Here is a 24873-nt window from a genome sequence, read left to right on the forward strand (position 1 = left end):
ATTTATTGTTTTTTATCCGATTTAAACTTCTGATTATAGGTAGTTTTGCTAAAGATCAATTTTTCTTCCTGAAAAGAATCAGTATTATTTCTGCCCAATTTTTTAATGATTCGGTACAGAAAGTAGAAAACCGGTACTGAATAATATATAAATCCCATACATATTGGAACGTAAGGTTTTTCTATGAACAGTCCACTTGATTTCACGGTATCAAAATAATGAGATTTTTCTAAAAAATCATCAGTTAATCCAAATTTCGGAATTATACTATTTCCGAAACTAACTGCAAAAATCAAAAAGAAATAAAACATTGCTTTCAAAGCAGATTTTCCCATCTGTAAAGCCCGAACTTCAGGACTTACGTCCGAAAAAGCAAATCGCATCCGGTTCAAAACCGTTAACAAATAAATATATAAAATATTGGTATTAACGACAGAGTGATTGAAACCGTAGGCAAATAATCCATACATCGGAAAAAACACAAAAAGCGATAATTTTTTAGGCATAACCGCCATAAAAACTCCTGAATGAACCATAATAAATTCAAAAGCCATTAAAACAGCCAAATCATTTATAAGACTTACCGGATGTTGTTCCGGATGCATCCAAACCATCAAAAATACAGTCGCATAATACGCCTGAAATCCATATTCTACAAAAGAAAATGGTGAGTTTCTGCTGAAGTTTAGATTTGCGAACATCTAAGGTTTTTTTTAGTTTTCAGTCTCAGTTGCAATTTTCAGCTTAAAGTAGACTGAAAACTGCGACTGAAAACTGAATACTCTGTTTAGTTCCCGTATTCCTTAACCGCGTCAATAAACGCTTTTGCGTGGTCTACAGGGATATTTGGTAAAATTCCGTGACCTAAATTTACAACATATTTATCTTTTCCGAACTCGTCGATCATTTCGTGAACCATTTTTTTGATGGTTGGAATTGGAGAAAGTAATCTTGAAGGATCAAAGTTTCCTTGTAAAGTAATGTTTCCACCAGACAAATAACGCGCATTTCTAGGCGAACAAGTCCAGTCTACACCAAGTGCCGAAGCTCTACTTTTACCCATTTCGCCAAGAGCAAACCAACAACCTTTTCCGAAAACGATTACCGGAGCGTGATCAGCCAAAGCCTCAACGATTTGGTTAATGTATTTCCATGAAAATTCCTGATAATCAACCGGAGAAAGCATTCCTCCCCAGGAATCAAAAATCTGAACGGCATCAACACCCGCTTTTACTTTTTCTTTTAAGTATAAAATAGTTGTATCTGTAATTTTTTGTAATAAAGTATGTGCCGCTGCAGGGTTTGAGAAAGCGAAACCTTTTGCCGTATCAAAACTTTTAGAACCTTTTCCTTCAACTGCATAACAGAAGATTGTCCATGGTGAACCGGCGAAACCAATTAATGGTACTTCGTCGTTCAGCATTTCTTTAGTCAATTTAATGGCATCCATTACATAACCTAAACTTTCCTGAATGTCCGGAACGTAAACTCTGTGAACATCTGCTAACGAACGAATTGGGTTTGGAATAAACGGACCAAAATTCTCTTTCATCAAAACTTCGATTCCCATTGCTTGCGGAACAACCAGAATATCCGAAAATAAAATTGCTGCATCCGGAGCAATTCTGCGAATCGGTTGCACAGTGATTTCTGCTGCTAATTCAGGAGTTTGACATCTTGTGAAAAAATCATATTTATCACGCAAAGCGATAAATTCCGGCAAATATCTTCCGGCTTGACGCATCATCCATACCGGCGGACGCTGAACTGTTTCTCCTTTTAATGCTTTTAAAAATAGGTCGTTTTTTAACATTTTTTGTTGCTTTAGGCTTTAAGCTTTAGGCTTTAAGCGTTGTTTTCTGTTTTATTATTTGCTTACGGCTTAAAGCCTAAAGCGTATTTCTATATAAATTTTTGTGCTTATGGCTTAAGGCTTAAAGCTTATTGCTGTATTCAACAATTACATCTTCGATTACGTCTTCAACCGTTGGCTGATCTGCAATGATGATGTTTTTTGTAATTTTATGTAAAGCTTCGGCAGTGGTTTCTCCAATGCAAAAGCACTTTTCTTTCTTGATCGTGTTGTCTTTTAGATAACTTTCAACTCCGGAAGGACTAAAAAATAAGATGCCGTCAACGGCAGTTTTTATTTTCTGTGGCTTTAATGAGGTATCATAAACCTGAATTTCGTTCAGTTTTACATCAGCATCTTTTAAAGCTTTTGGTAATGTTTCTCTACGTAAGTTTCCGCTAAAAAAGGTGAAGCTTTCGTTACGGTAAATTAAAGTGATGATTTCGGCTAAATCTGCTGCATAACCGGTGTAAGCCACAACATTAAAACCATTTTCTGATAAAAGAATCTTGGTTTTTAATCCCACGCAAAATACATTTTTACTTTTGAGTTGTTCGGATTTGGGATCGGCTAAAACGCTGTGAACCGCATTCTGACTCGTGAAAATCAGATTTTCGTTGAGGTCTTTAAGCTCGAAAGGTTTGTTTTGCGTTTGAATAAAATCAGATTCGGTTACTTCAATATTGGCTTTTACCAATGCTTGTTTTTGTTCGCCCGACAGCTTTTTTGTAGATAATATTTGAATTGATTTACTCATTATTTTTTTAAAGATTCTTTAATAGATGCCATCAATTCTGCTCCGCCATTGTTTAAAATTTCCTGAGCAGCGAAGAAACCTAGTTTTTTCCATTCGGCAATATCAACCGTTTTGTCGATTTCTAATTTTTGCTTTCCATCAACAGAAAGTAAAACACCTTGAAAATGCAACGTATCTTCGTCTTCATTATAAGTTACCAAAGCCCCAATTGGCGCCGTACAACCGCCTTCCAGCGTTCTCAAAAACTGACGTTCGATATAGGTACAAATCTCCGTTTCGATATGATTCAATTGCGAAAGCGCATCCAGCGTATAATTGTCGTTTTCCATTGCCACAACAAGCATAGCGCCTTGTGCCGGAGCCGGAATCATCCAATCAAGATCTATAAAGTTTCCTGGTTTTAGGTTAATGCGCTCCAAACCTGCAGCCGCAAAAACAGCTCCGTCCCAGTTATTGTCTTGTAATTTTTGCATACGAGTGTTTACGTTTCCACGTAAATCAACTACGGTATGATTAGGGTATTTATTGAACCATTGTGACTGACGACGTAAACTTCCGGTAGCAATAGTACTGGGATTCACAAAATCTGGATTTCCCTTATGAACTAAAATATCCAAAACATTCGCTCTTTCTAAAACTGCCGCCTGAACAATCCCTTTTGGTAAAGCTGTTGGAACATCTTTCATAGAATGAACTGCAATATCAATACTGCCATTAATCATAGCAATGTCTAAAGTTTTCGTAAAAATTCCGGTGATCCCGAGTTCGTAGAGAGGTTTGTCAAGAATAATATCACCTGTAGATTTTACTGCAACAATTTCGGTTTTATAACCTAAATCATTTAGTTTTTTTTCGACAGTGTGAGCTTGCCAAAGTGCTAATTCGCTATCGCGAGTTCCAATTCTGATTGTTTTTTCAGCCATTTTTTACTGTTTTTCCACCATATAAGTTATATAAGTAAATTTAAGCAATTCGTAAACAACTATAATTAAATGAACTTATATAACTTATATGGTGAAAGGAGTTTATGTTTTTAAGATGCTTTTATTTTAAAGACTTTTTCGATCCATTCGATGCTTTCATCCACCATGGTATCGTCGTCTTTTAAGTGATTGGCAAAATGAGTAGTGATTTTTTGAATGATTCTGTTACTGATGATTTCAGCCTGAGCTTCATTAAAGTCTGCAATTTTTCTGCTTTGAAAATCTAATTCCGAAACTTTAATAGCATTCAGTTTTTCTTTTAAAGCATTTATAGTTGGAGCAAATTTTCGTCCTTTTGTCCAGGTAACAAATTCCTCTTTTACTTCTTCGATAATCGCTTCGGCAGCCGGAATGTGTAATTTTCTGTTTTCAAGAGTTTCATCTGTCAATTGAGACAAATAATCCATGTGAATTAAGGTAACGCCTTCTAATTCCTCAACGTTTTCGTTTACGTTTTTAGGAATCGATAAATCTAAAATCAATAAAGGTTTTTTTAGATTCAAAATTGCTTTGTCAACTGTTGGGTTTTGAGCGCCCGTAGCGACAACGACAACATCTGCTTTTTGAAGTTCTAAGTGTAACTCCGAATAATCTTTAACAATCAAATTAAGTTTTCCGGCCAATTTCTCAGCTTTGTCTTTTGTTCGGTTGATTAAAGTAATATGTTCGTTTTTGGTATGTTTTACAAGATTTTCGCAAGTATTTCTTCCGATTTTTCCTGTTCCGAAAAGTAAAATGTTTTTATTGCCAATGTCTTCTACATTTTTAAGAATGTATTGTACTGATGCAAAAGAAACCGATGTTGCCCCTGAACTAATTTCAGTCTCGTTTTTGATCTTTTTGCTGGCCTGAATCACCGCATTTACCAATCTTTCTAAGAAAGCGTTAGCCAACCCTAAAGATTTTGAATGGGCAAAACTGGTTTTTATTTGTGAAATAATTTCAAAATCACCCAGGATCTGACTGTCTAAACCAGTTCCTACGCGAAACATATGACTAATAGCTTCCTGATTTTTGTAAACAAAACCAACTTTCTGAAAAGCATCAACAGAACCGTTGCTGTTATCACAAATTAGTTTTATTAATTGGAATGGATGTTCTGCAAAACCATAGATCTCGGTTCTGTTGCAGGTTGAAGTCACAATTAAACTTTCTATTCCTTCTTCTTTAGCCTGTTCCAGCAAACGCGTTTTTGCAATTGCATCCAAACTAAATTTACCTCTTACCTCAGCATCGGCTTTTTTGTAACTCAGGCCAACTGAGTAAAAATAAAGATGTTTCGGTACGTTATTGTTTTCCATAAATTCACTTTCATAAAAGTGTCAACAAAATTATGATTATAGTGTTTATAAAAGTAACGCTCAAAGTACTTTTTGTATCGCTGTGTGATTTTTTGTTTCTAAACGTCTGTTTTTATGCAAAAAGAAGTATTTTTGTAGCAAAATCAAGTCGTTAGAATTCTTTTGTTTAGAGTGATTCTAAATAATATATTGTGATTGTCTTGATTTTTGTACTAAAAAAACATCGCTATGAGTTCTCAGGAAATTATTAAAATTGAAGACGACTTTACGCTTATTCGTTTTCAAAATGACAGTTTAGAGCCGTTTTTCGGACAGCACGAAGTGGGTAGTGGCTTGATACAGTTTCATTTCGGGATAAAAGGTAATGCCAAATTTCTATTCAATCAGGGTAGTTATGCTTTAGATCTGAAAGAAGAAAAATCACTGCTTTTATATAATCCGCAGAAAGAATTGCCACTCAATTTAGAGTTGGCTCCAAATTCGTGGGTGATCTCTGTAATTGTTTCGATTAAGAAATTTCACGCGTTGTTTTCTGCAGAAGCAGACTATATTACTTTTCTAAGTCCGGACAATAAGGATAAAAAGTATTATAACGAAGGAAATATTAGTCCGTCGATGGCGATTGTTTTGAGTCAACTGTTTCATTATAACTTACATCCGTCGATAAAAAATCTTTATTATAAAGGAAAAGGATACGAATTACTGAGTTTGTATTTTAACAGAACCGAAGATCCAAACGCAGAACAATGTCCGTTTTTGATTGATGAAGATAACGTTTTGAAGATTAGAAAAGCCAAGGAAATTATCATCGCCAATATGGCCGAACCACCTGGATTGCAAGAACTGGCAGATGAAATTGGTTTGAATTTAAAGAAACTCAAAATGGGCTTCAAACAAATTTACGGCGATACAGTTTATGGTTTTCTGTTTGATTACAAAATGGATTTCGCCCGAAAGCTTCTCGACAGCGGATCTTATAATGTGAACGAAGTAGGGTTGAAGATTGGCTATAGTACCGGAAGTCATTTTATCGCGGCTTTCAAGAAAAAATTTGCCACAACTCCAAAGAAGTATTTGATGTCGATTAATACGAATGTTTAGAGTTTTATCAAACACTAATTTCACGAATTAGCACGAATCAATTATCTGCGAAAATCTGTTAAACCCGTTTAATCTGTGTGCGAATAGCTCGCAAATCAATTTTAGATATTCAACAATAAATAAAAAATAATAATTATCATATTTCTAAAAAGTTGCAAGTTCTACTTTTGACGAAATTTTTAAAAACAAATTAAATGCTTAAAGCCTAGAGCTTAAAGCCTAAAGCAAAGAATAAATGAAAGGCGTATTATTAGTAAACTTAGGATCTCCAGAAAGTCCGGAACCAAAAGATGTAAAACCGTATTTAGACGAATTTTTAATGGATAAATACGTGATCGATGTTCCGTATTTGTTAAGAGCGTTTTTGGTTCGTGGAATTATTTTAAGAAAAAGACCGGAAGAATCAGCACATGCTTATAAAAAAATCTGGTGGGAAGAAGGTTCTCCTTTGGTAGTCCTTTCTGAAAGAATGCAGAAAAAAGTACAACCTCTGGTAAATGTTCCGGTAGCACTTTCTATGCGTTACGGAAGTATGACAATCGAAAAAGGACTTCAGGAATTGCACGATAAAGGCGTTACCGAAGTATTGCTTTTCCCTTTATATCCGCAATACGCAATGGCTTCGACTTTGACTATTTTAGTAAAAGCAGAAGAAATTCGTAAAAAGAAATTTCCACAAATGACTTTTACAGATGTTCCTGCGTTTTATAACAAACCGGATTACATCAAGAATTTAGCCGATTCGATTCAGAAACATTTAGTTGGTTTTGATTACGATCATTTATTGTTTTCATATCACGGAATCCCGGAACGTCACATTCGTAAAACCGATGTAACCAAATCGCACTGTAAAATTGATGGTTCTTGTTGTAACACGCCTTCACCGGCACACGATTTCTGTTACCGTCACCAATGTTACGAAACTACAAAACAAGTCGTTAAATTATTAGGGCTTCCTGAAGATAAATACAGTTTGACATTTCAGTCACGTTTAGCGGGAGACAAATGGCTAGAACCTTATACTGATGTTGAAATTGACAAAATGCCCGGAAAAGGAATAAAAAATCTTGCGGTTGTAACACCAGCTTTCGTTTCTGATTGTTTAGAAACTCTTGAGGAAATCGCCATGCGCGCCAAAGAAGATTTTGAATCAAATGGAGGTAAAGAGTTTTTAGCAATCCCGTGTTTGAATGACGATGATGAATGGTGCGAAACTGTTGGGAATTGGATTAACGAGTGGGCTAAATAATTAGAAAATAGAGTAAAGAGTAAAGAAGAAAGATTGTTGCATGAAAATCTACTTTTAAAAAACTTGAAACTTTAAACTTGAAACAAATAATAATGGAGTATTATAACTATATAAAATCGCTGCATCTCATTTTTGTAATAACCTGGTTTGCGGGATTGTTTTATATTGTGCGTTTATTTGTATATCAAATTGAAGCCAGCGAAAAACCTTCGCCTGAAAAGGAAATTTTACAGGCCCAATACAAAATAATGACGTATCGTTTGTGGTATATTATTACGTGGCCATCAGCAGTTTTGGCGAGTATCTTTGCTTTTAGTTTGTTGTATCTCAATCCGGGATTAATATATTTGGATTACATGCAGGTTAAATTTGGTTTCGTTTTTGCATTGTATTTATATCATGCAAAATGCCATCAGATTTTTAAGCAATTGCAAAATGATGAGGTAAAATATTCCAACAATTTTATGCGTTTATGGAATGAAGGCGCAACGATCATCTTATTTGCGGTGGTCTTTTTAATAATTGTAAAAAGTGCTATTAATTGGATTTTTGGCGTTATCGGAATCTTTTTATTCTCGATTATCATTATGCTGGGTTTCCGATTTTATAAAAGAATAAGAGAAAGAAAATAGTTTTTTAGTTTAAAGTTTCAAGTTGTTATCCGCAACGAAACCTGAAACTTTAAACCTGAAACAAACAAAACAAAAAATATGCTGAACAACTTCAAAATGTCGATGCTTTCATTGCGTGTCAGGATTTTCCTTTCGATGATTGTATTGATAGTTGTAGCATCTTTTTTATTAGCTTCTATTTCGATTATTCAATTTAAAAATGAAGCCAAAGAATACCATCAGGAACGTCTGGAGCGCAAAGAAAATGCAGTAAAAGAACATATCAATTATGTACTTTCTACGACAACTTATCCTTTGAAAACCGGAAATCTGGACCTTATTTTTAAAGATAAAATCCACGAACTGGCCCAGATTCACAAAATCGAAATCAATATTTACAGCCTTGACGGGAAACTGCTAAAATCATCCAAAGAATCTTTTGCGGTTGATAAAGTAGCGCCGCCAATTCCGGAATATATCCTGAAACTGGTACGTTCCTCAATTGAGAAACGTTTTGTAGATATTAAAACCATCGATGGAGTCAAAAATAGATCTTCGTTTAGTTTGATCAAAGACGAAAAATTTAAACCGCTCGGAATTTTAAATCTTCCTTATCTGGAAGACGACGGTTATTATGATAACGAATTGAATACTTTCCTGATTCGTTTAAGTCAGGTCTATTCGTTTATGCTGGTTGTGGCTTTTGCCTTGGCCTATTTTCTTTCGACTTATATTACAAAATCATTAAAAACGATTTCAGATAAACTGGAAGAAACCAATCTGGATCAGAAAAATGAGAAGATCGTTTTAGAAGCTAATAGTAAAGAAGTTAACTTCCTGATAAAGGCTTACAACGGAATGGTAGATAAATTGGAAACCAGCGCCATAAAATTAGCCCAGAGCGAACGTGAAGAAGCCTGGCGCGAAATGGCAAAACAAGTCGCACACGAAATTAAAAATCCGCTTACGCCAATGCGTTTAACGGTGCAGAGCTTTCAACGCAAGTTCGATCCAACAGCTCCGGATGTAAAGCAGAAACTAAACGATTATTCCGAAACTTTAATTCAGCAAATCGACACGATGACGGCGGTAGCTTCTGCATTTTCGAATTTTGCTTCGATGCCGGCACAGCAAAACGAGACCTTAAATGTGGTGGAGGTTGTAGAGCTTTCATTAGATATTTTCAACGAAGATTATATTGTTTTCGAAAGTGAAGAAGAGGAAATTATCTCAAAAATGGATCGTACGCAATTGATCCGTGTGATTACCAATCTCGTTAAAAATGCAACGCAGGCCATTCCGGAAAGCCAATTTCATAAATCTATTGTAGTTACGGTGAAACGAAGAGACAATAATGTGGAAATTGCTGTAAAAGACAACGGAATAGGGATTCAGAAACAAGATACAAGCCGGATTTTTGAACCTAAGTTTACCACGAAAACCAGCGGAATGGGTCTTGGTCTTGGAATTATAAAAAACATTATCGAAAATTACAAAGGAACAATTACCTTTGAATCAACATACGGAAAAGGAACCACATTTACAGTTTCTTTGCCCATAACAAACTCATAAACTAAGCGTCATGAACTACGAAAATCTTTTAATCTCGATTGAAGACAAAATTGCAACCGTAACCATTAATCGACCAACAAAATTAAATGCTTTAAACAAAGCTACGATTAGCGACCTGAGTAAAGCCATTAAATTATTAGGTAAAAACGATGATGTTCGGGTGATTGTTATTACCGGAAGTGGCGAAAAAGCATTCGTTGCCGGAGCTGATATCTCGGAATTTGCTAATTATACCATTATCGAAGGAGCGCAATTAGCAGCTGAAGGACAAGAAACCTTATTTGATTATATTGAGAATTTAAAGAAGCCTGTAATTGCAGCCGTTAACGGATTTGCTCTTGGTGGCGGATTAGAATTATCAATGGCATGTCATTTCAGAGTAGCTTCAGATAATGCCAAAATGGGATTGCCGGAAGTAACTTTAGGATTGATTCCGGGTTATGGCGGAACACAGCGTTTGCCACAATTAGTGGGTAAAGGACGTGCAATGGAAATGATCATGACCGCAGCGATGATTTCTGCCGAAGAAGCCAAACAATACGGTTTAGTAAATCACGTAGTGCCACAAGCCGAGTTGTTAGATTTTACTAAAGGAATTGCTCAAAAAATCATTAAAAATGCTCCATTTGCTATCAGCAAAGCGATAAAAGCAATCAATGCCAATTATAAAGACGGTAAAGATGGTTTTGAAACCGAAATAAAATCATTTGGAAAGTGTTTTGGAACTCAGGATTTTAAAGAAGGAACAACAGCATTTTTAGAAAAACGTAAAGCTGAATTTACAGGAAAATAATTTTCTTAACCGCAAAGTTTGCAAGGATTTACGCAAGGCTCGCAAAGTTTTTTAAATTTCCTTGTGCCCTTTGCATAAATCTTAGCGAACTTTGCGGTTAAATATAGACAAAGGTTTTAAAAACTTAGAACCTTAGCATCTCAGAACCTTAGAACCTTAAAAAAATGTATGAACCAATATTTGCTCTTTTTTGCGAACGCGTCAAAGAAAGCATCAAAGCCGGAACTTTTGCCAAACTAACCCTTGCAAAAACCATCGGTGATACCGAGATTAAAAACATTTACTTTCGTTTGGCGATAAATGAAGACAATACCTATTCGATCGCCTTAACAACCCGTTATAAAACTGAAGAAATCGAAAGTACACATACTTTAGATGAAGCTTTATTGATGTTGGGAACGTATATCAAAAATCCGTTTTTGACAGCACTTTTATTCACAACAGACAATGATGTGACGTTTAAAGTAAACAAAAAGAACGCCGGAAGTATTATAGAGCAAGAACCAACATTCAAAAATGCTTCGCCGGTAATGTTAGAAATGATCGAGAAAGGGATTGTTTAATATGAGGGGATTGGTTTTTAGGAGCTAATCCCGCACACGAGCCTGAAAGAGTGAACTGGCGAAGCAATCCGTTCTAATCTTTTGTGTCTGCCGCGGCGGACACAAAAGGATTTCCTCTTCTATCGGGGCTAAAAACCAATAAAACCTTTGTGAACCTTCGTGCAACTCTCCGCGAATCTCCGCGAAATAACCCTCTAAACCAGCTTCACAAACAAATTAGAAGCGATTTTATTCGAAATAGACAATTCTCTGCCATCAATTTTAATCCTCACAGATAAATCAAAAGATTCTTTAGACAGAAGTTCAATCTGAGAACCTAAGGCAATTTCCTGTTTATCCAGATATTTCAAAAATTCAGATGAGGTATCTTTTACCCCCACACAAACTCCCGTTTGGTTCTCCGTTAATTCAGAAAGTAAGTACTTTTCAATCTTAACGATTCTTCCATTCGCGTCCGGAATCGGGTCACCATGAGGGTCTTCGGTAGGATTCCCCAGAAAATCATCCAGGCGATTAATCAATTGTTCAGACTTGATGTGTTCCAGTTGTTCTGCAATATCATGAACCTCATCCCAGGAAAAATTCAGTTTGTCAACCAGAAAAACTTCCCATAAACGATGTTTTCGAACAATCATTTTAGCGGCAAGTTTACCATTTTCGGTCAAAGAAACACCCTGGTACTTTTTATAATTTACCAAATCCTTTTCAGAAAGCTTTTTAAGCATATCCGTAACCGATGAAGCTTTGGTCTCCATCATTTCCGCAATAGCATTTGTACTTACTTCAGTTTCTAACGAAGCGGTAAGGTGGTAAATCGATTTAAGATAATTTTCTTCTGAGAAAGTCATTTTTTTATTTTTTGAGGTTCAAAGCTGCAAAGGAACAAAGGTCCAGAGTTTAAAACCTTTGTCGCTTTGTACCTCTGAACCTTTGTCCCTTCCAAAAGAACTATTTTTTAACAATCAACAAAGGTATTGAAATTTTATGTCTCAATTTGTCTACGGTTGTGCCAAATAAAATATCTTTTAATCCAGTGTGGCCGTGGGTTCCCATAACAAGAATATCAAAACTGCCAGCATTAATAATCTTCGGAATCACGGTGTTAGGTTTTCCAAAACCAAGCTCTGTTTCGATTCTGAAGCCTTTCTGCGAAAGCATTTCTTTATATTCTAATAATAATTTTTCGTCGATAGTCGTTTCGTGATCATCAACATGACCGCCGTACATTAAGGCGCCAACCGTTTCTACAATATGAATTAAGGTATATTGCGCATCGATTCCGCCCAATTCGAACGCATTGTTAAGTGCAGCTTCATCGGCTTTAGAAAAGTCTACAGAAATGGCTATGTTTTTCTTGCCATAAATTTCTTTAGGTGTGTAAACTAACTTTAAATGATGAGGCGAATGATTCTCAATATTCGATTTTGCTTTGGCAATAAAAGGTTTTGCAATGATGTATAGCAATAAAGCAAGAAACGCAAAGGCAAGCGGAACAACAGTAAGCCACAGAATAACCGGATGATCTGAATTTTCAAGCCATGAGGTAATTTCGTCGTAAACCAATTTTGCATTTAGCGAAACGATAATCAAGGCAATAATCCAGGCAGCGATTTGAGTTGTTCTTGAAATGTGAAAGCCTTTCATTTTAGATTTATCACTCACAAAGTGAATCAACGGAATAATGGCAAACCCCAATTGCAAACTCAAAATCACCTGGCTCAGAATCAGTAATTTTCCGGTTACGCTATCTCCATAAATTAAAATCACGACAACGGCCGGAACAATAGCGATCAAACGGGTAATAATGCGGCGAACCCAAGGCTGAATCCTTAAATTCAAATAACCTTCCATTACAATTTGTCCGGCCAAAGTTCCTGTTACGGTCGAACTTTGTCCTGCGGCAATTAAGGCGACGGCAAATAAAATAGGTGCCCATTTGGTTCCTAGCAAAGGTTCCAGAAATTGATGCGCATCCTGAATTTCGGCAACTTCAAACATTCCGTTTTTGTAAAATGTGGCTGCAGCCAAAATTAAAATGGCAGCATTTACAAAGAAAGCGAGGTTCAAAGCGATGGTCGAATCGATAAGATTGTACTTCAATGCCTGTTTAATTCCTGCCGGAGTCCGGTCGAATTTACGGGTTTGCACCAAAGAAGAATGGAGATATAAGTTGTGAGGCATTACCGTTGCTCCAATAATCCCGATAGCGATATACAAAGCAGCAGAATTGGGCATTGAGGGAATAAGTCCGTAAAGTACTTTGTCCAGTTCCGGTTCTGCAAAAATCATTTCAAAAATGAAAGAGAAACCAATAATTGCGACCAATACAATGATAAAAGCCTCCATTTTTCGAATTCCTTTATTAATCAGGAAAAGCAGTAAGAAAGTATCCAAAACCGTAATCAAAACACCTTCGATCAACGGAATATCAAAAAGGAGGTTGATACCAATTGCCATTCCTAATACTTCAGCAAGATCACAGGCTGCAATAGCAATTTCGGCCAGAAAGTATAAAATGTAGTTGATGAATTTCGAATAGGTTTCTCTCGAAGCCTGTGCTAAGTCACGTTGTGTAACGATTCCAAGTCGGGCACTTAAACTTTGAAGAAGCAATGCCATTAAGTTACTCATTAACAAAACCCAAAGTAAGGAATATCCAAACTGACTACCACCGGCGATGTCTGTGGCCCAGTTTCCCGGATCCATATATCCTACACTTACTAAATATGCGGGGCCTAAAAAGGCTAATATTTTTCTGAAACCTGTTTTTTTATGTTGTGTCGCGACCGATTGGTGAACTTCTTCTAAAGATTTACCCATTGTAAAAATGTTGTTTGAACAAATATATAGAAAAATTATATTCGCGCAAAAATATTTTTAGACAAGTCTAAATCTTAATTGTTAGAATTTAAACAATTCGGGCATAATCCTGACAATGTAAAGTTTATATCATTGACTTTATAGTTGTGCGGAATGATATAACTCGGCTTTACATTTTCGAGACAAGTAATTTCTAAACACTTTTCGCAGCTAAAATGAGCATGATTATGTATGTGTACTCTTTGGGCATGATGATGGCATTTGGCATATTTTACCGTTCCGTCAAGATTTACAATTTTGTGTATGATATCATCATTTACCAAGCGATCTAGTATTCTGTAAATCGTAACGCGATCACATAGATCTCCTGTTTGTTTTTGAATTTCGGTATGAGAAAGTGCAGTTTTAGATTTCTCGAAAATATCTAAAACGGCCGTCTTTGCTGCTGTATTTCTTGTTGTTTTCATTTTTATGAAATTAAAAATATTATCGCAACATTGTTGCGATTAAAATAAATTGATATATTTGCAACAAAATTGCATTAAGCAAATGTACTGAAAATGAAGAAATCTACCACACCTTTTTACGATATTTTAGGAATTTCAAGTGCAACCATTTGTTTGGTTCATTGTCTGGTTTTTCCGCTTTTAACGATTTTGCCTTTAGGTTTAAGTCACAATCCATTTATCGATTTGTTTTTTGCGACCATGGGACTTTTTGCCATTTTCAAAATTATAAATAAATCCAGTCTTTTAATCTCTACAGTGCTGATTATTTCGATGGCACTAATCTGGATCAGTGTTTTGACTGAACTTTTTCTGGATATTCATCTCGATCTGATTTTTATTGGAGGAATCGGAATGATCGTTGGGCATTTTTTGAATTATAAAAATCATAAAAATAGCAATCATTAAATCACAAAACTATGATGTACAACAATAAATACGACATTATCATTATCGGTGGCAGTTATAGCGGACTTTCGGCTGCAATGAGTTTGGGGCGTTCTTTACGACACGTTTTGGTTATCGATAGTGGCTTGCCTTGCAACAGACAAACGCCACATTCGCACAATTTTATCACACATGATGGTGAAAAACCCGCTGTAATTTCGGCGAAAGCCAAAACTCAGGTAGAATTTTATGAAACTGTTAGTTTTTATAATGGGCTTGCCATCAGCGCGATTAAAACAGAATCGGGATTTGAAATCGAAACTCAGTCCGGAAAAATCTTTACTTCAAAAAAACTATTGTTCGCAACTGGCATAAAAGATTTACTGCCGGATATTCCGGGTTTTGCTGAATGTTGGGGAATTTCGGTTTTGCATTGTCCGTATTGTCACGGTTACGAAGTAAAAAAAGAGAAAACGGCAATCGTCGCTAATGGCGATATGGGTTTTGAATTTTCTAAAATGATATCAAACTGGACCAAAGATTTGAAATTGATTAACAACGGAAAATCGACTCTAACTGCAGAGCAAACTCAAATTCTTAAAACTCATAAAGTTGAAATTATTGAGGATGAAATTGAGTCTTTAGAACATCAAAACGGAAATGTTCAGCAGATTATTTTCAAAAATCAAACTAAAATTGCCGTTAAAGCTATTTATTTTAAAGCGCCTTTTGAACAGCATTGTCCCTTACCAAAATCTTTAGGCTGCGAACTGACTGAAAATGGTTTGTTGAAAGTAGATGCTTTTCAGAAAACAACAATTCCGGGAGTTTTTGCCAGCGGCGATTGCCATATTCAGGCGAGATCAGTTGCGATGGCGGTTTCTTCAGGATCTTTTGCCGGAGCCATGATCAATAAGGAAATTATTGATGAGGAATTTGTTTAGACTTATTTTTTAAACACATAGAAACATAGTTATTGAAACTGCAAAAAAAGGCGTTTCACTTTTGCATCAATTCACATAATTTGGCTATGTTTTAGAAAGCAAGCTTTCTTTTTATTTTCTAGAAAAAGACGCTATAAAACCTATGTTTCTATGTGTTGAAAACAAAACCAAAGTACTGAATTAAAGCATATTTAAAAGTTTTTTGGTCTAGAAACATTATTTATCAAATATAATTTTTAGTTTTGTCTAAATTTAATTTTACAACAATGAAAAAACTATTTTTGATATTGCTTTTATTTGGTTTGCAAATTTCATTCGCACAGGAAACTTCTACTATTTCAGGATATATCTCTGGCGAAGGCCATAAATTACAGTGGGTGAATGTTCAGTTATCAGGAACGAAACATAAAACAGTTACAGATAGTTTAGGGTATTATACATTAGAAAATGTTACGGTTGGAAATTATACTATTCAGGTTTCTCAAGTAGGTTTTCAAACTATAAAGAAGAAAATACAAGTTATTAAAGATTCGATTCAATCGTATGATTTTGAATTAACCGATAACGAAAATCAACTTAACGAAGTTGTAGTTTCAGGAACTTTAAAAGCCGTGAAACGATTAGAAAGTGCTGTTCCGGTTGAGGTTTATTCGCCAGTTTTTTTCAAAAAAAATCCAACTCCAAGTATTTACGAAGCACTTCAAAATATCAATGGTGTTCGGCCACAGCTTAATTGTGGTGTTTGTAACACGGGTGATATTCATATTAACGGATTAGAAGGTCCGTATACTTTGGTTTTGATTGACGGAATGCCCATCGTAAGTAGTCTTTCGACGGTGTATGGATTATCCGGAATTCCTAATTCTCTGGTAGAAAGAATTGAAATTGTAAAAGGTCCGGCTTCTTCTCTTTACGGAAGTGAAGCCGTGGGAGGTTTAATCAACATTATTACTAAAAATCCAACCAATGCTCCTTTGTTTTCGGCAGATGTTTTCACGACTTCATATTTAGAAACCAATGTCGATTTGGGAATGAAATTTAATCCCACCAAAAAAGCAACAACGCTTTTGGGAATCAATTACTTCGATTACAATCAGGTTGTCGATAAAGACAAAGACGGTTTTACAGATGTGACGCTTTCGCAAAGAATTTCGGTTTTTAATAAGTGGAATTTTCAAAGAGAAAATAATCGTTTGTTTAGTATCGCAGCACGCGGAATGTATGAAGATCGCTGGGGCGGAGACGTGCGTTGGGATAAAAAATACCGTGGCGGCGATGAAATTTACGGAGAAAGTATTTATACCAAAAGAGGAGAATTGATAGGAAGTTACCAATTGCCATTCGAAGAAAAACTAATGCTTTCCTTTTCCGGAAACGTGCATTACCAAGACAGTCGCTACGGAACAACATCGTACATCGCGAATCAAAAGATAGGTTTCCTGCAACTGACCTGGGATAAAAAGATAGGCCGAAATGATTTCCTTGCCGGAATTGCTACCCGATATTCGTATTATGACGATAATACAACTGCCACAAAAGAAGCCGAAAGTACCTGGTTGCCGGGAATTTTTGTTCAGGATGAAATTACGCTTTCGCCGAAAAGTCAGGTTTTGTTAGGAATGCGTTACGATTACAACTCGATTCACGGTTCGATTTATACACCAAGAGTTGCTTATCGATGGAAAACGAATGAAAATACAATTTTCCGTTTGAATGCCGGAACCGGATTTCGTGTTGTAAACTTATTTACCGAAGATCACGCAGCGCTTACGGGTTCAAGAGATGTAGTGATTAAAAGTGATTTGAAACCGGAACGATCTGTAAATGCGAATCTGAATTACATTCAAAAAATAAACTTTACAAATGGAACTTTTATCGGAATCGAAACAACGGTTTTTTATACCCGCTTTAGTAACAAGATTATATCTGATTATGAAACGGACCCTAACAAAATTATTTACGACAATATCAATGGTTATGCAATAAGTCAGGGAATCAGCACTAATGTTGATTTGAATTTCACCAACGGATTAAAATTTATTTTGGGAGCGACGGTTTTAGATAATAAAAATGTTCAGGACGGAATTTCTGAAAGACCTCTCTTAACCGAAAAATTCACGGGAACCTGGAGTGTTTCATACAAAATAGAACCGTGGAATGTATTACTGGATTATACAGGGAATCTTTACAGTCCTATGAAGCTGCCTTTGTTGAGTGATTTAGATCCGAGAGATCCCAACTCGCCGTGGTATAGTATTCAGAATATTCAGTTTACGTATTTTGGATGGAAGAATTTTGAATTGTATGGTGGAGTAAAAAATCTATTGAACTTTACACCAAAACGAAATAATCCGTTTTTGATTTCAAGAACCAATGATCCTTTTGATAAAAACGTGCAATATGATTCGGCTGGAAAAGCTTTGGTTACACCTGATAATCCTTACGGTTTGACTTTTGATACGACTTATGTTTACGGGCAAAACCAAACAATTCGTGGTTTTTTTGGATTGCGATATACTTTGAGGTAAAATGGCACACGGATAACGCTGATCAAACGGATTTACACTGATTTTTTTATAGGCATTTGTCAGGCTGAGCGGAGTCGAAGCCCGATCCAACAGACAAGCCTTCGACTTCGCTCAGGGTGACAATCTGTTATAATCCTTTTAATCTGTGGCAAAAACCAACACAAAATGAAAAAGCTAATTTTACTTATAATCTTCTTCGGAATAACTTCACCTGGATTTTGCCAATTGCAAAGCAGATCTTTTGAGGCGATTGATAGTTTGCAGCAAATTCAAAAGAGAAAAATTATCGTTTTCATTCATACTGATTGGTGCCAGTTTTGCCAAAGAATGAAACAAACGACTTTCAGAAATCAGGAAATCATTGATAAACTGAATTCAGATTTTTATTTTATTGATTTGAATGCCGAGGAAAAACGAGATATTACTTTTAATAATCAGACTTTTAAATACAAACCATCCGGAAATAATGTTGGCGTTCATGAACTGGCATTGCAATTGGGAACCATGAACAATCAAATTGTGTATCCCATTTTGTGTGTTCTGAATGAAAAACGAGAGATAATCCTACAATACAATAGTTATCTTAACCCAAAGGATTTTAAACTGCTTTTAGAAAAATTGAAAGAATAAAATTTCTTATTTTTGAAAATGGCTTCTTCACAAATTCCACACTTCAATTATATCTTTACCGGAACAGGTTTATCTGCTTTGATGACCGTTTATAAAATGGTTTTGTCTGGAAAATTCAGCGATAAATCTATTTTGTTATTAGACGAAGATGCAAAAAAGACCAATGACAGAACCTGGTGTTTTTGGTCAAAAGAAGAAACGTTATGGAATTCCGTTATCTCGAAAAAATGGGTTTCGGCTTTGTTTGCCAATGAAGATTTTAGGCGTGATTTAGCGCTTAAACCTTATCAATACAATCAAGTTCGCGGATTAGACTTTTATGATTTTGTATTTGAGGAACTTTCGAAACATCAAAATATTACTTTTTTAAACGAAAAAGTAACCGATATCAACGAACTCGAAACGCATGTTTTTGTGGGAACCGAGGACAATCGATATACCTGCGATTATTTATTCAACAGTATTTATACCAAAGCTTTTGCTTTAAGCCAGACCAAATATCCGGTTCTGCAACAGCATTTTGTGGGTTGGTTGGTAAAAAGCAAAACTGAAATTTTCAATCCGGAACAAGCAACTTTTATGGATTTTTCGGTGGAACAAAGAGGCAATACGCGTTTTATGTATGTTTTACCTATTTCTAAAACCGAAGCTTTAGTGGAGTATACTTTGTTTTCTGAAGATCTTCTCGCAAAAGAAGAATACGAAAATGAAATTCAAATTTATTTGAGAAATCTGGGAGCTGATCAATATGAAATTGTCGAAAAGGAGCAGGGCAGTATTCCTATGACGTGTTTCCCTTTTTGGAAAAAGAATACCAAACGAGTGCTGAATATTGGAACCGCCGGCGGATGGACAAAAGCAAGTACGGGATATACCTTTAGAAATTCGGATAAAAAATCATCTGAATTGGTCGCGTTTCTGGTTAATAAAAATTCTTCTCCCGAAACTTCGGAATCCTTCAAAATGTCAAAATTTCATAAAAGAATCAGATTTTGGTTTTATGATTTACTGCTTTTAGATATTCTGCATCGCCATAACGAATTGGGAAGTTCTATTTTCTCATCTATGTTTAAAAAAGGAAATCCCGCTTTGATTTTTAAATTTCTGGATGAGGAAACTACTTTTTTTGAGGATGTTAAAGTTATTTTAAAGTGTCCTAAAATACCATTTATAAAAGCGTTATTTAGAGTGATTTTTCTTTCAAATAAATTTAACTCAAAATAATAACTTTTGAAAAATATTACTTTAGGATTTAGCTTCTTTTTTACTCTTTTATCTTTTGGGCAAGTTTCTACAAACAAAGCCCATGATGCAATCGTCGAAGAGTTTTTGACAAATTGTGCAGAGAAGCATAATTATAATATTGAAATGAGCGAGTGGCAGTCTTGTCTGGATCAGGGTCTCAAAAAAGACAGCACTGTTGCTTATTTATGGCAGCAAAAAGCAATGCCTTATTTTAAATGCAAAAAGTACGAAGTCGGAATGCAGTATCTCGATAAAGCTGTTTTATACGACAAGAAAGAGTGGCTGCCTTATAGAGGTTTTATGAAATGTATTTTCTCAAAAAATTACAAAGACGCTATCACAGATTTAGAAGAATGCATTAAACTTTATGGAAACGGATATAGAATGGATCATACCTATAGTTTTTATATGGGGCTTTGCTATCTGCAGCTGAACGATTATGCAAAAGCAGAGCAACTTTTTGACGATTATGTAAATGATATCTATAAAAACAGACAGCAATTAGAACATCCAACGGCATATTTCTATCAAGGAATTGCTAAATATGAACTTAAAAAATGGGATGAAGCGATTGTCATTTTTGATAAAGCTTTAAAAATCTATCCGGAATTTTCGGATGTAAAGTTTTATAAAGCAATTTGTTGGCTTAAGCAAGGAAAGCAAAGAGAGGAAGTTAAAGCACTTATTGAATCGGCAAAAACAGATGCTGCAAAAGGTTTTTCAATTAATGAAGATAATACAGTATATGAGACTTATCCTTATCAGGTAAGGTTTTGATTTTTTCAATCGAACTATAACAAAACTTTATACTTCAAATTAACTAGTTGCCACTAAACTTTGTAACTTTGCAGATCAAAAGTAAAATTTAAAAATAAAGAGATATGTATCCAGAAGAAATGGTAAAACCAATGCAAGCTGAATTGACTGCTGCAGGTTTTCAAGATTTACATAGTGCTGACGCTGTAGATAACGCTATCAAAGCTGAAGGTACCACTTTAGTTGTTGTAAACTCTGTTTGTGGTTGTGCTGCAAGAAACGCACGTCCGGGAGCAAAAATGAGTTTAGAAGGAGCTAAAAAACCAGATCACTTAATTACTGTTTTTGCAGGTGTTGACAAAGAAGCTGTTGATGCTGCAAGACAACATATGTTCCCTTTTCCTCCATCATCGCCTTCTATGGCTTTGTTCAAAAACGGAGAATTGGTTCACATGTTAGAGCGTCACCACATCGAAGGTCGTCCAGCTGAATTAATCGCGGAGAACTTGCAAGATGCGTTTAACGAATTCTGCTAATTTTTAAGTTGCTAAGGTTCTGAGTTGCTGAGGTTCTAAGATTTAGGTTCAGAGTGACAAAGGTACAGAGGTACAAAGATTTAATAAAAGCACTATAGAAATATAGTGCTTTTGTTGTTTTATCACTTTTTTTGATCTTAGAACCTTAGTCCCTCTGCAACTCAGAACCTTTGTCGCTTTGAACCTTTGTTACTTTGAACCTTTTTCGTACTTTTGCACCTTCAAAAAATAATTTCTCAACTTAAATTAGTTTATAGCATGCAACTGTACAACACTTTAAGCGCAGAAGAAAGAGCCATCATGATCGATGATGCCGGTAAACAACGACTAACGTTGTCTTTCTATGCGTATGCCAAAATTCAAGATCCCAAAAAATTTCGCGATGATTTATTCTTAGCCTGGAACGCACTTGATGCTTTAGGCAGAATTTACGTTGCCACTGAAGGAATAAATGCTCAAATGAGTATTCCTGAAGAAAATTTGGAGGCTTTTAGAGCTACTCTCGAAGTTTATGATTTCATGAAAGGTATACGTTTGAATGAAGCCGTAGAACATGATGACCATTCCTTTTTAAAATTAACTATCAAGGTTCGTGATAAAATCGTTGCCGACGGTTTGAACGACGAAACTTTCGATGTTACTGATATTGGCGTTCACCTGAAAGCCAAGGAATTCAATGATATTCTTGATGATCCCAATACGATTGTTGTTGATTTTAGAAATCACTACGAAAGTGAGGTTGGACATTTTAAAAATGCTATTACTCCCGATGTTGAGACTTTTAGAGAAAGTCTGCCAATTATCAACGAGCAGCTTCAAAACCATAAAGAAGATAAAAACCTTGTGATGTATTGTACTGGTGGAATTCGTTGCGAAAAAGCAAGTGCTTATTTTAAACACCAGGGTTTTAAAAATGTTTATCAGTTAGAAGGCGGAATCATTAATTATGCCAAACAAATTGAAGCTGAAGGTTTAGAAAGCAAATTCATTGGGAAAAACTTCGTGTTTGATAATCGCCTTGGCGAAAGAATCACGGATGATATTATCTCACAATGCCATCAATGCGGAAAACCTTGCGACAATCACACCAATTGCGAAAATGACGGATGTCATTTGTTGTTTATTCAATGTGATGAATGTAAAGCTGCAATGGAAAACTGTTGTTCTACAGAATGTCTTGATATTATACATATGCCTCTTGTTGATCAGGTTCGTTTAAGAACCGGAAAACAAGTTGGAAACAAGGTTTTTAGAAAAGGAAAATCAGATAGTTTGAAATTTAAACATTCTGGTGAACTAGCCAATACTTCTTTGGCTACAGCCGAAAAGCCACTAGATATTCGTCAAAAAATAAAAGTCAAAAAAGTACTTCTTGGAAAAGCAGAACATTACTATGTAAAAGCGCAAGTTGGTCTTTTTACTATCGAAAACCACGAATTAAATACTGGTGATAAAATCTTAATTTCAGGGCCTACTACAGGGAATCAGGAATTAATTTTAGAAAAAATGATCGTCAACGAAGCACAAGCCACTACTGCTAAAATTGGAGATCGAGTTACTTTTGAGGTTCCATTTCGTATTCGTTTGTCAGATAAATTGTATAAAATTGTAAATTAGCTAAAATTTTAAGCTAATTTATTGATGTCACAATCCTTTACCAAACTATGGATTCATGCCATTTGGGCAACTAAAAATCGTCAGGAATTAATTGATGATTTAATTGAGAAAAATTTGTATGATTTCATTTATGAAGAGTTAATTGATCTCGGTTGTCCTGTTAGAATCCTAAACGGAATGCCTGATCATGTGCATGTTTTATTTTTACAAAATCCACAAAAAACGATCTCAGATATTGTAAAGCAAATAAAAGGAAGTTCTTCCCATTTTATAAATAGAGAAGAACTTATCCTTGAAAAATTTGCCTGGCAAACAGGATTTGCGGCTTATTCAGTTAGTGAGTCTCAGTTAGAGGTTGTCTATAATTACATTAAAAATCAAAAGCATCATCACCTTAAGAAAAATGGACAAGATGAATTTGACGATTTTGTAAAATTGCATGGATTGGGAGAGAAATGATTTTTTAACTCAACGATACATTCCCCGTAGTTTCAACCTCGGGTTATATTGAAATACCACACATAAAAAGGAAAAACATAGCCCGCGGTTTCAACCGCAGGGACACAATGTATATATACAACAAAACAAAATAATCAATGGTTTGACCATTGGAATACAATACAAATAAAAATGACAACGAATAATACAATCGAACTTATGGCTCCCGCAGGGAGTTTTGATTCACTTCAGGCTGCGCTCGATAATGGTGCAGATTCTGTTTATTTTGGAGTAGAACAACTTAACATGCGTGCGCGTTCAACGGTGAATTTTACTATGGATGATTTGCAGGAAATCGCCAATCGTTGTGAAGCCAAAAATGTACGAAGCTATCTGACTCTGAACACGATTATTTACGATCATGATTTATCTGTCGTAAAAACGTTACTGAATAAGGCCAAAGAAGCCAATATTACGGCCGTTATTGCATCTGATCAGGCTGTAATTGCAATGGCAAGAACTATTGGTATGGAAGTTCATATTTCGACTCAATTGAACGTAACGAACATTGAAACCATTAAATTCTACAGTTTGTTTGCAGATACTATGGTTTTAAGCCGTGAATTGAGTTTGCGACAGGTGAAAAGCATCACAGATCAAATTGAGAAAGAACAAATAAAAGGACCAAACGGGAATTTAGTAGAAATAGAAATTTTCGGTCACGGTGCTTTATGTATGGCAGTTTCCGGTAAATGTTATTTGAGTCTGCATTCGCATAATTCATCGGCAAATCGTGGAGCGTGCAAACAAAATTGCCGAAAAAAATACACGGTGATCGATCAGGAAACCGGTTTTGAAATCGAATTGGATAACGAATACATGATGTCGCCTAAGGATTTGTGTACGCTTGACTTTTTAGATCAGGTAATCAATTCGGGAATTCAGGTTTTAAAAATTGAAGGTCGTGGCCGTGCACCTGAATATGTAGCAACGGTTATTAAAACGTATCGTGAGGCTATTGATGCTTATTATGATAATACATTCTCTAAAGAAAAGGTTTCTGTCTGGATGGAAGCTTTAAACACCGTTTACAATCGCGGTTTCTGGTCTGGATATTATCTGGGGCAGGAATTAGGAGAATGGAGTGATATTCCGGGATCTGCAGCAACGCAGAAAAAGGTTTATGTAGGGAAAGGAACGCATTATTTCCCAAAAGCAGAAGTGGGACAATTTAAAATAGAAGCCTATGACATTAAAATTGGTGATCGAATTCTCGTTACTGGCCCAAGTACCGGAGCGCAGGAAATGATTATCGACGAAATGATGGTAAATGATTTGGTTTCTGAAAAGGCTACAAAAGGCGACGATTGCACTTTCAAACTTCCTTTTAGAATCAGAATGTCGGATAAATTATACAAAATCGTTGAAGCATAATGGTTATTGTAACTTTACAAAGAGACAAATGCATTGGCTGTAATTATTGCGTCGAAATGGATCCGGTGCATTTTCAGATGTCTAAAAAAGATGGGAAATCAGTTTTGATTCATTCCAAAGATGCGAAAGGTTTTTATACTTTAAAATCTAATAATCATGCCATTGTCGAAAGTTTTGAATTGGCAGCTAAGGCTTGTCCCGTAAAGATTATTACAGTTAAAGAGACTTAGATTATTTGCTTTATTTCAAA

At 35.6% G+C, this 24873-nt stretch carries 25 protein-coding genes; 17 read left to right on the forward strand and 8 right to left on the reverse strand.

Annotation, left to right across the window (positions count from 1 at the left end):
* Nucleotides 1-2: 2 nt before the first annotated feature.
* The 5 genes from B0A67_RS07525 to hemA form a co-directional block, all read right to left on the reverse strand.
* The gene (locus B0A67_RS07525) at nt 3-701 is read right to left on the reverse strand and encodes a hypothetical protein (RefSeq protein ID WP_072957416.1); all 699 of its coding nucleotides are present in this window, start codon (nt 699-701) and stop codon (nt 3-5) included.
* Nucleotides 702-787: 86 nt separating this feature from the next.
* Nucleotides 788-1813, reverse strand: coding sequence for a uroporphyrinogen decarboxylase (hemE, locus tag B0A67_RS07530; RefSeq protein ID WP_072957412.1), 1026 nt, complete (start codon nt 1811-1813; stop codon nt 788-790).
* Between the two features lie 121 nt (nt 1814-1934).
* Nucleotides 1935-2609, reverse strand: a complete 675-nt coding sequence (locus tag B0A67_RS07535; RefSeq protein WP_072957409.1) for a uroporphyrinogen-III synthase — start codon at nt 2607-2609, stop codon at nt 1935-1937.
* Nucleotides 2609-3532 (reverse strand): hydroxymethylbilane synthase, encoded by a 924-nt coding sequence (gene hemC, locus B0A67_RS07540; RefSeq protein ID WP_072957406.1) that lies wholly within the window; start codon nt 3530-3532, stop codon nt 2609-2611. The genes B0A67_RS07535 and hemC overlap by 1 nt, the downstream gene beginning before the upstream one ends.
* A 110-nt stretch (nt 3533-3642) precedes the next feature.
* Entirely contained in the window at nt 3643-4893 is a 1251-nt protein-coding gene (gene hemA / locus B0A67_RS07545) for a glutamyl-tRNA reductase (protein ID WP_072957403.1), read from the reverse strand.
* Between the two features lie 228 nt (nt 4894-5121).
* On the opposite strand from hemA, the gene B0A67_RS07550 reads away from it, so the two are divergent.
* From B0A67_RS07550 to B0A67_RS07575, 6 genes are all read left to right on the forward strand, one after another.
* A complete protein-coding gene (locus tag B0A67_RS07550; RefSeq protein WP_026982335.1) occupies nt 5122-5994 on the forward strand; it encodes a helix-turn-helix domain-containing protein in 873 nt (290 codons plus the stop codon).
* 235 nt (nt 5995-6229) lie between these two features.
* Nucleotides 6230-7243, forward strand: coding sequence for a ferrochelatase (gene hemH / locus B0A67_RS07555; RefSeq protein ID WP_072957401.1), 1014 nt, complete (start codon nt 6230-6232; stop codon nt 7241-7243).
* A 92-nt stretch (nt 7244-7335) separates the two neighbouring features.
* Nucleotides 7336-7875 (forward strand): CopD family protein, encoded by a 540-nt coding sequence (locus tag B0A67_RS07560; RefSeq protein ID WP_072957398.1) that lies wholly within the window; start codon nt 7336-7338, stop codon nt 7873-7875.
* A gap of 135 nt (nt 7876-8010) precedes the next feature.
* Entirely contained in the window at nt 8011-9426 is a 1416-nt protein-coding gene (locus B0A67_RS07565; protein WP_084074493.1) for an ATP-binding protein, read from the forward strand.
* A gap of 10 nt (nt 9427-9436) precedes the next feature.
* Nucleotides 9437-10219 carry an enoyl-CoA hydratase/isomerase family protein gene (locus B0A67_RS07570; RefSeq protein ID WP_072957392.1) on the forward strand — a complete coding sequence of 261 codons (783 nt, stop codon included), beginning with the start codon at nt 9437-9439 and terminating at the stop codon, nt 10217-10219.
* A gap of 164 nt (nt 10220-10383) precedes the next feature.
* Entirely contained in the window at nt 10384-10782 is a 399-nt protein-coding gene (locus B0A67_RS07575; protein ID WP_072957389.1) for a hypothetical protein, read from the forward strand.
* A 194-nt stretch (nt 10783-10976) separates the two neighbouring features.
* Here the strand turns inward: B0A67_RS07575 and B0A67_RS07580 are convergent, their stop codons facing one another.
* From B0A67_RS07580 to B0A67_RS07590, 3 genes are all read right to left on the reverse strand, one after another.
* Nucleotides 10977-11630 (reverse strand): metal-dependent transcriptional regulator, encoded by a 654-nt coding sequence (locus tag B0A67_RS07580; RefSeq protein ID WP_072957386.1) that lies wholly within the window; start codon nt 11628-11630, stop codon nt 10977-10979.
* A gap of 100 nt (nt 11631-11730) precedes the next feature.
* Nucleotides 11731-13602 carry an Nramp family divalent metal transporter gene (locus B0A67_RS07585; protein ID WP_072957382.1) on the reverse strand — a complete coding sequence of 624 codons (1872 nt, stop codon included), beginning with the start codon at nt 13600-13602 and terminating at the stop codon, nt 11731-11733.
* Nucleotides 13603-13676: 74 nt separating this feature from the next.
* Nucleotides 13677-14069 (reverse strand): Fur family transcriptional regulator, encoded by a 393-nt coding sequence (locus tag B0A67_RS07590; RefSeq protein ID WP_072957379.1) that lies wholly within the window; start codon nt 14067-14069, stop codon nt 13677-13679.
* 93 nt (nt 14070-14162) lie between these two features.
* Here B0A67_RS07590 and B0A67_RS07595 point away from each other — a divergent pair, with 93 nt between their 5' ends.
* The 11 genes from B0A67_RS07595 (at nt 14163) to B0A67_RS07645 (ending at nt 24853) form a co-directional block, all read left to right on the forward strand.
* Entirely contained in the window at nt 14163-14516 is a 354-nt protein-coding gene (locus B0A67_RS07595; RefSeq protein ID WP_072957376.1) for a MerC domain-containing protein, read from the forward strand.
* Between the two features lie 11 nt (nt 14517-14527).
* A complete protein-coding gene (locus tag B0A67_RS07600) occupies nt 14528-15439 on the forward strand; it encodes an NAD(P)/FAD-dependent oxidoreductase (protein ID WP_072957373.1) in 912 nt (303 codons plus the stop codon).
* A 266-nt stretch (nt 15440-15705) separates the two neighbouring features.
* Nucleotides 15706-17967 (forward strand): TonB-dependent receptor, encoded by a 2262-nt coding sequence (locus tag B0A67_RS07605; RefSeq protein WP_072957369.1) that lies wholly within the window; start codon nt 15706-15708, stop codon nt 17965-17967.
* 165 nt (nt 17968-18132) lie between these two features.
* Nucleotides 18133-18597 carry a thioredoxin family protein gene (locus B0A67_RS07610; protein ID WP_072957365.1) on the forward strand — a complete coding sequence of 155 codons (465 nt, stop codon included), beginning with the start codon at nt 18133-18135 and terminating at the stop codon, nt 18595-18597.
* An 18-nt stretch (nt 18598-18615) separates the two neighbouring features.
* Nucleotides 18616-19821 carry a lycopene cyclase family protein gene (locus tag B0A67_RS07615; protein ID WP_072957362.1) on the forward strand — a complete coding sequence of 402 codons (1206 nt, stop codon included), beginning with the start codon at nt 18616-18618 and terminating at the stop codon, nt 19819-19821.
* 6 nt (nt 19822-19827) lie between these two features.
* On the forward strand, nt 19828-20619 hold the full coding sequence (locus B0A67_RS07620) for a tetratricopeptide repeat protein (protein WP_072957359.1): 792 nt from the start codon (nt 19828-19830) through the stop codon (nt 20617-20619).
* Nucleotides 20620-20723: 104 nt separating this feature from the next.
* A complete protein-coding gene (locus B0A67_RS07625) occupies nt 20724-21134 on the forward strand; it encodes a BrxA/BrxB family bacilliredoxin (RefSeq protein ID WP_026982321.1) in 411 nt (136 codons plus the stop codon).
* Between the two features lie 258 nt (nt 21135-21392).
* A complete protein-coding gene (gene trhO / locus B0A67_RS07630; protein ID WP_072957355.1) occupies nt 21393-22751 on the forward strand; it encodes an oxygen-dependent tRNA uridine(34) hydroxylase TrhO in 1359 nt (452 codons plus the stop codon).
* A gap of 24 nt (nt 22752-22775) precedes the next feature.
* Nucleotides 22776-23210, forward strand: a complete 435-nt coding sequence (tnpA, locus tag B0A67_RS07635) for an IS200/IS605 family transposase (RefSeq protein ID WP_072957352.1) — start codon at nt 22776-22778, stop codon at nt 23208-23210.
* 171 nt (nt 23211-23381) lie between these two features.
* Nucleotides 23382-24623, forward strand: coding sequence for a peptidase U32 family protein (locus B0A67_RS07640; RefSeq protein WP_072957348.1), 1242 nt, complete (start codon nt 23382-23384; stop codon nt 24621-24623).
* Nucleotides 24623-24853, forward strand: a complete 231-nt coding sequence (locus B0A67_RS07645) for a ferredoxin (RefSeq protein WP_072957345.1) — start codon at nt 24623-24625, stop codon at nt 24851-24853. The genes B0A67_RS07640 and B0A67_RS07645 overlap by 1 nt, the downstream gene beginning before the upstream one ends.
* Nucleotides 24854-24873 lie beyond the last annotated feature (20 nt).

The organism is Flavobacterium aquidurense, from assembly GCF_002217195.1.
Lineage (GTDB): Bacteria > Bacteroidota > Bacteroidia > Flavobacteriales > Flavobacteriaceae > Flavobacterium > Flavobacterium frigidimaris.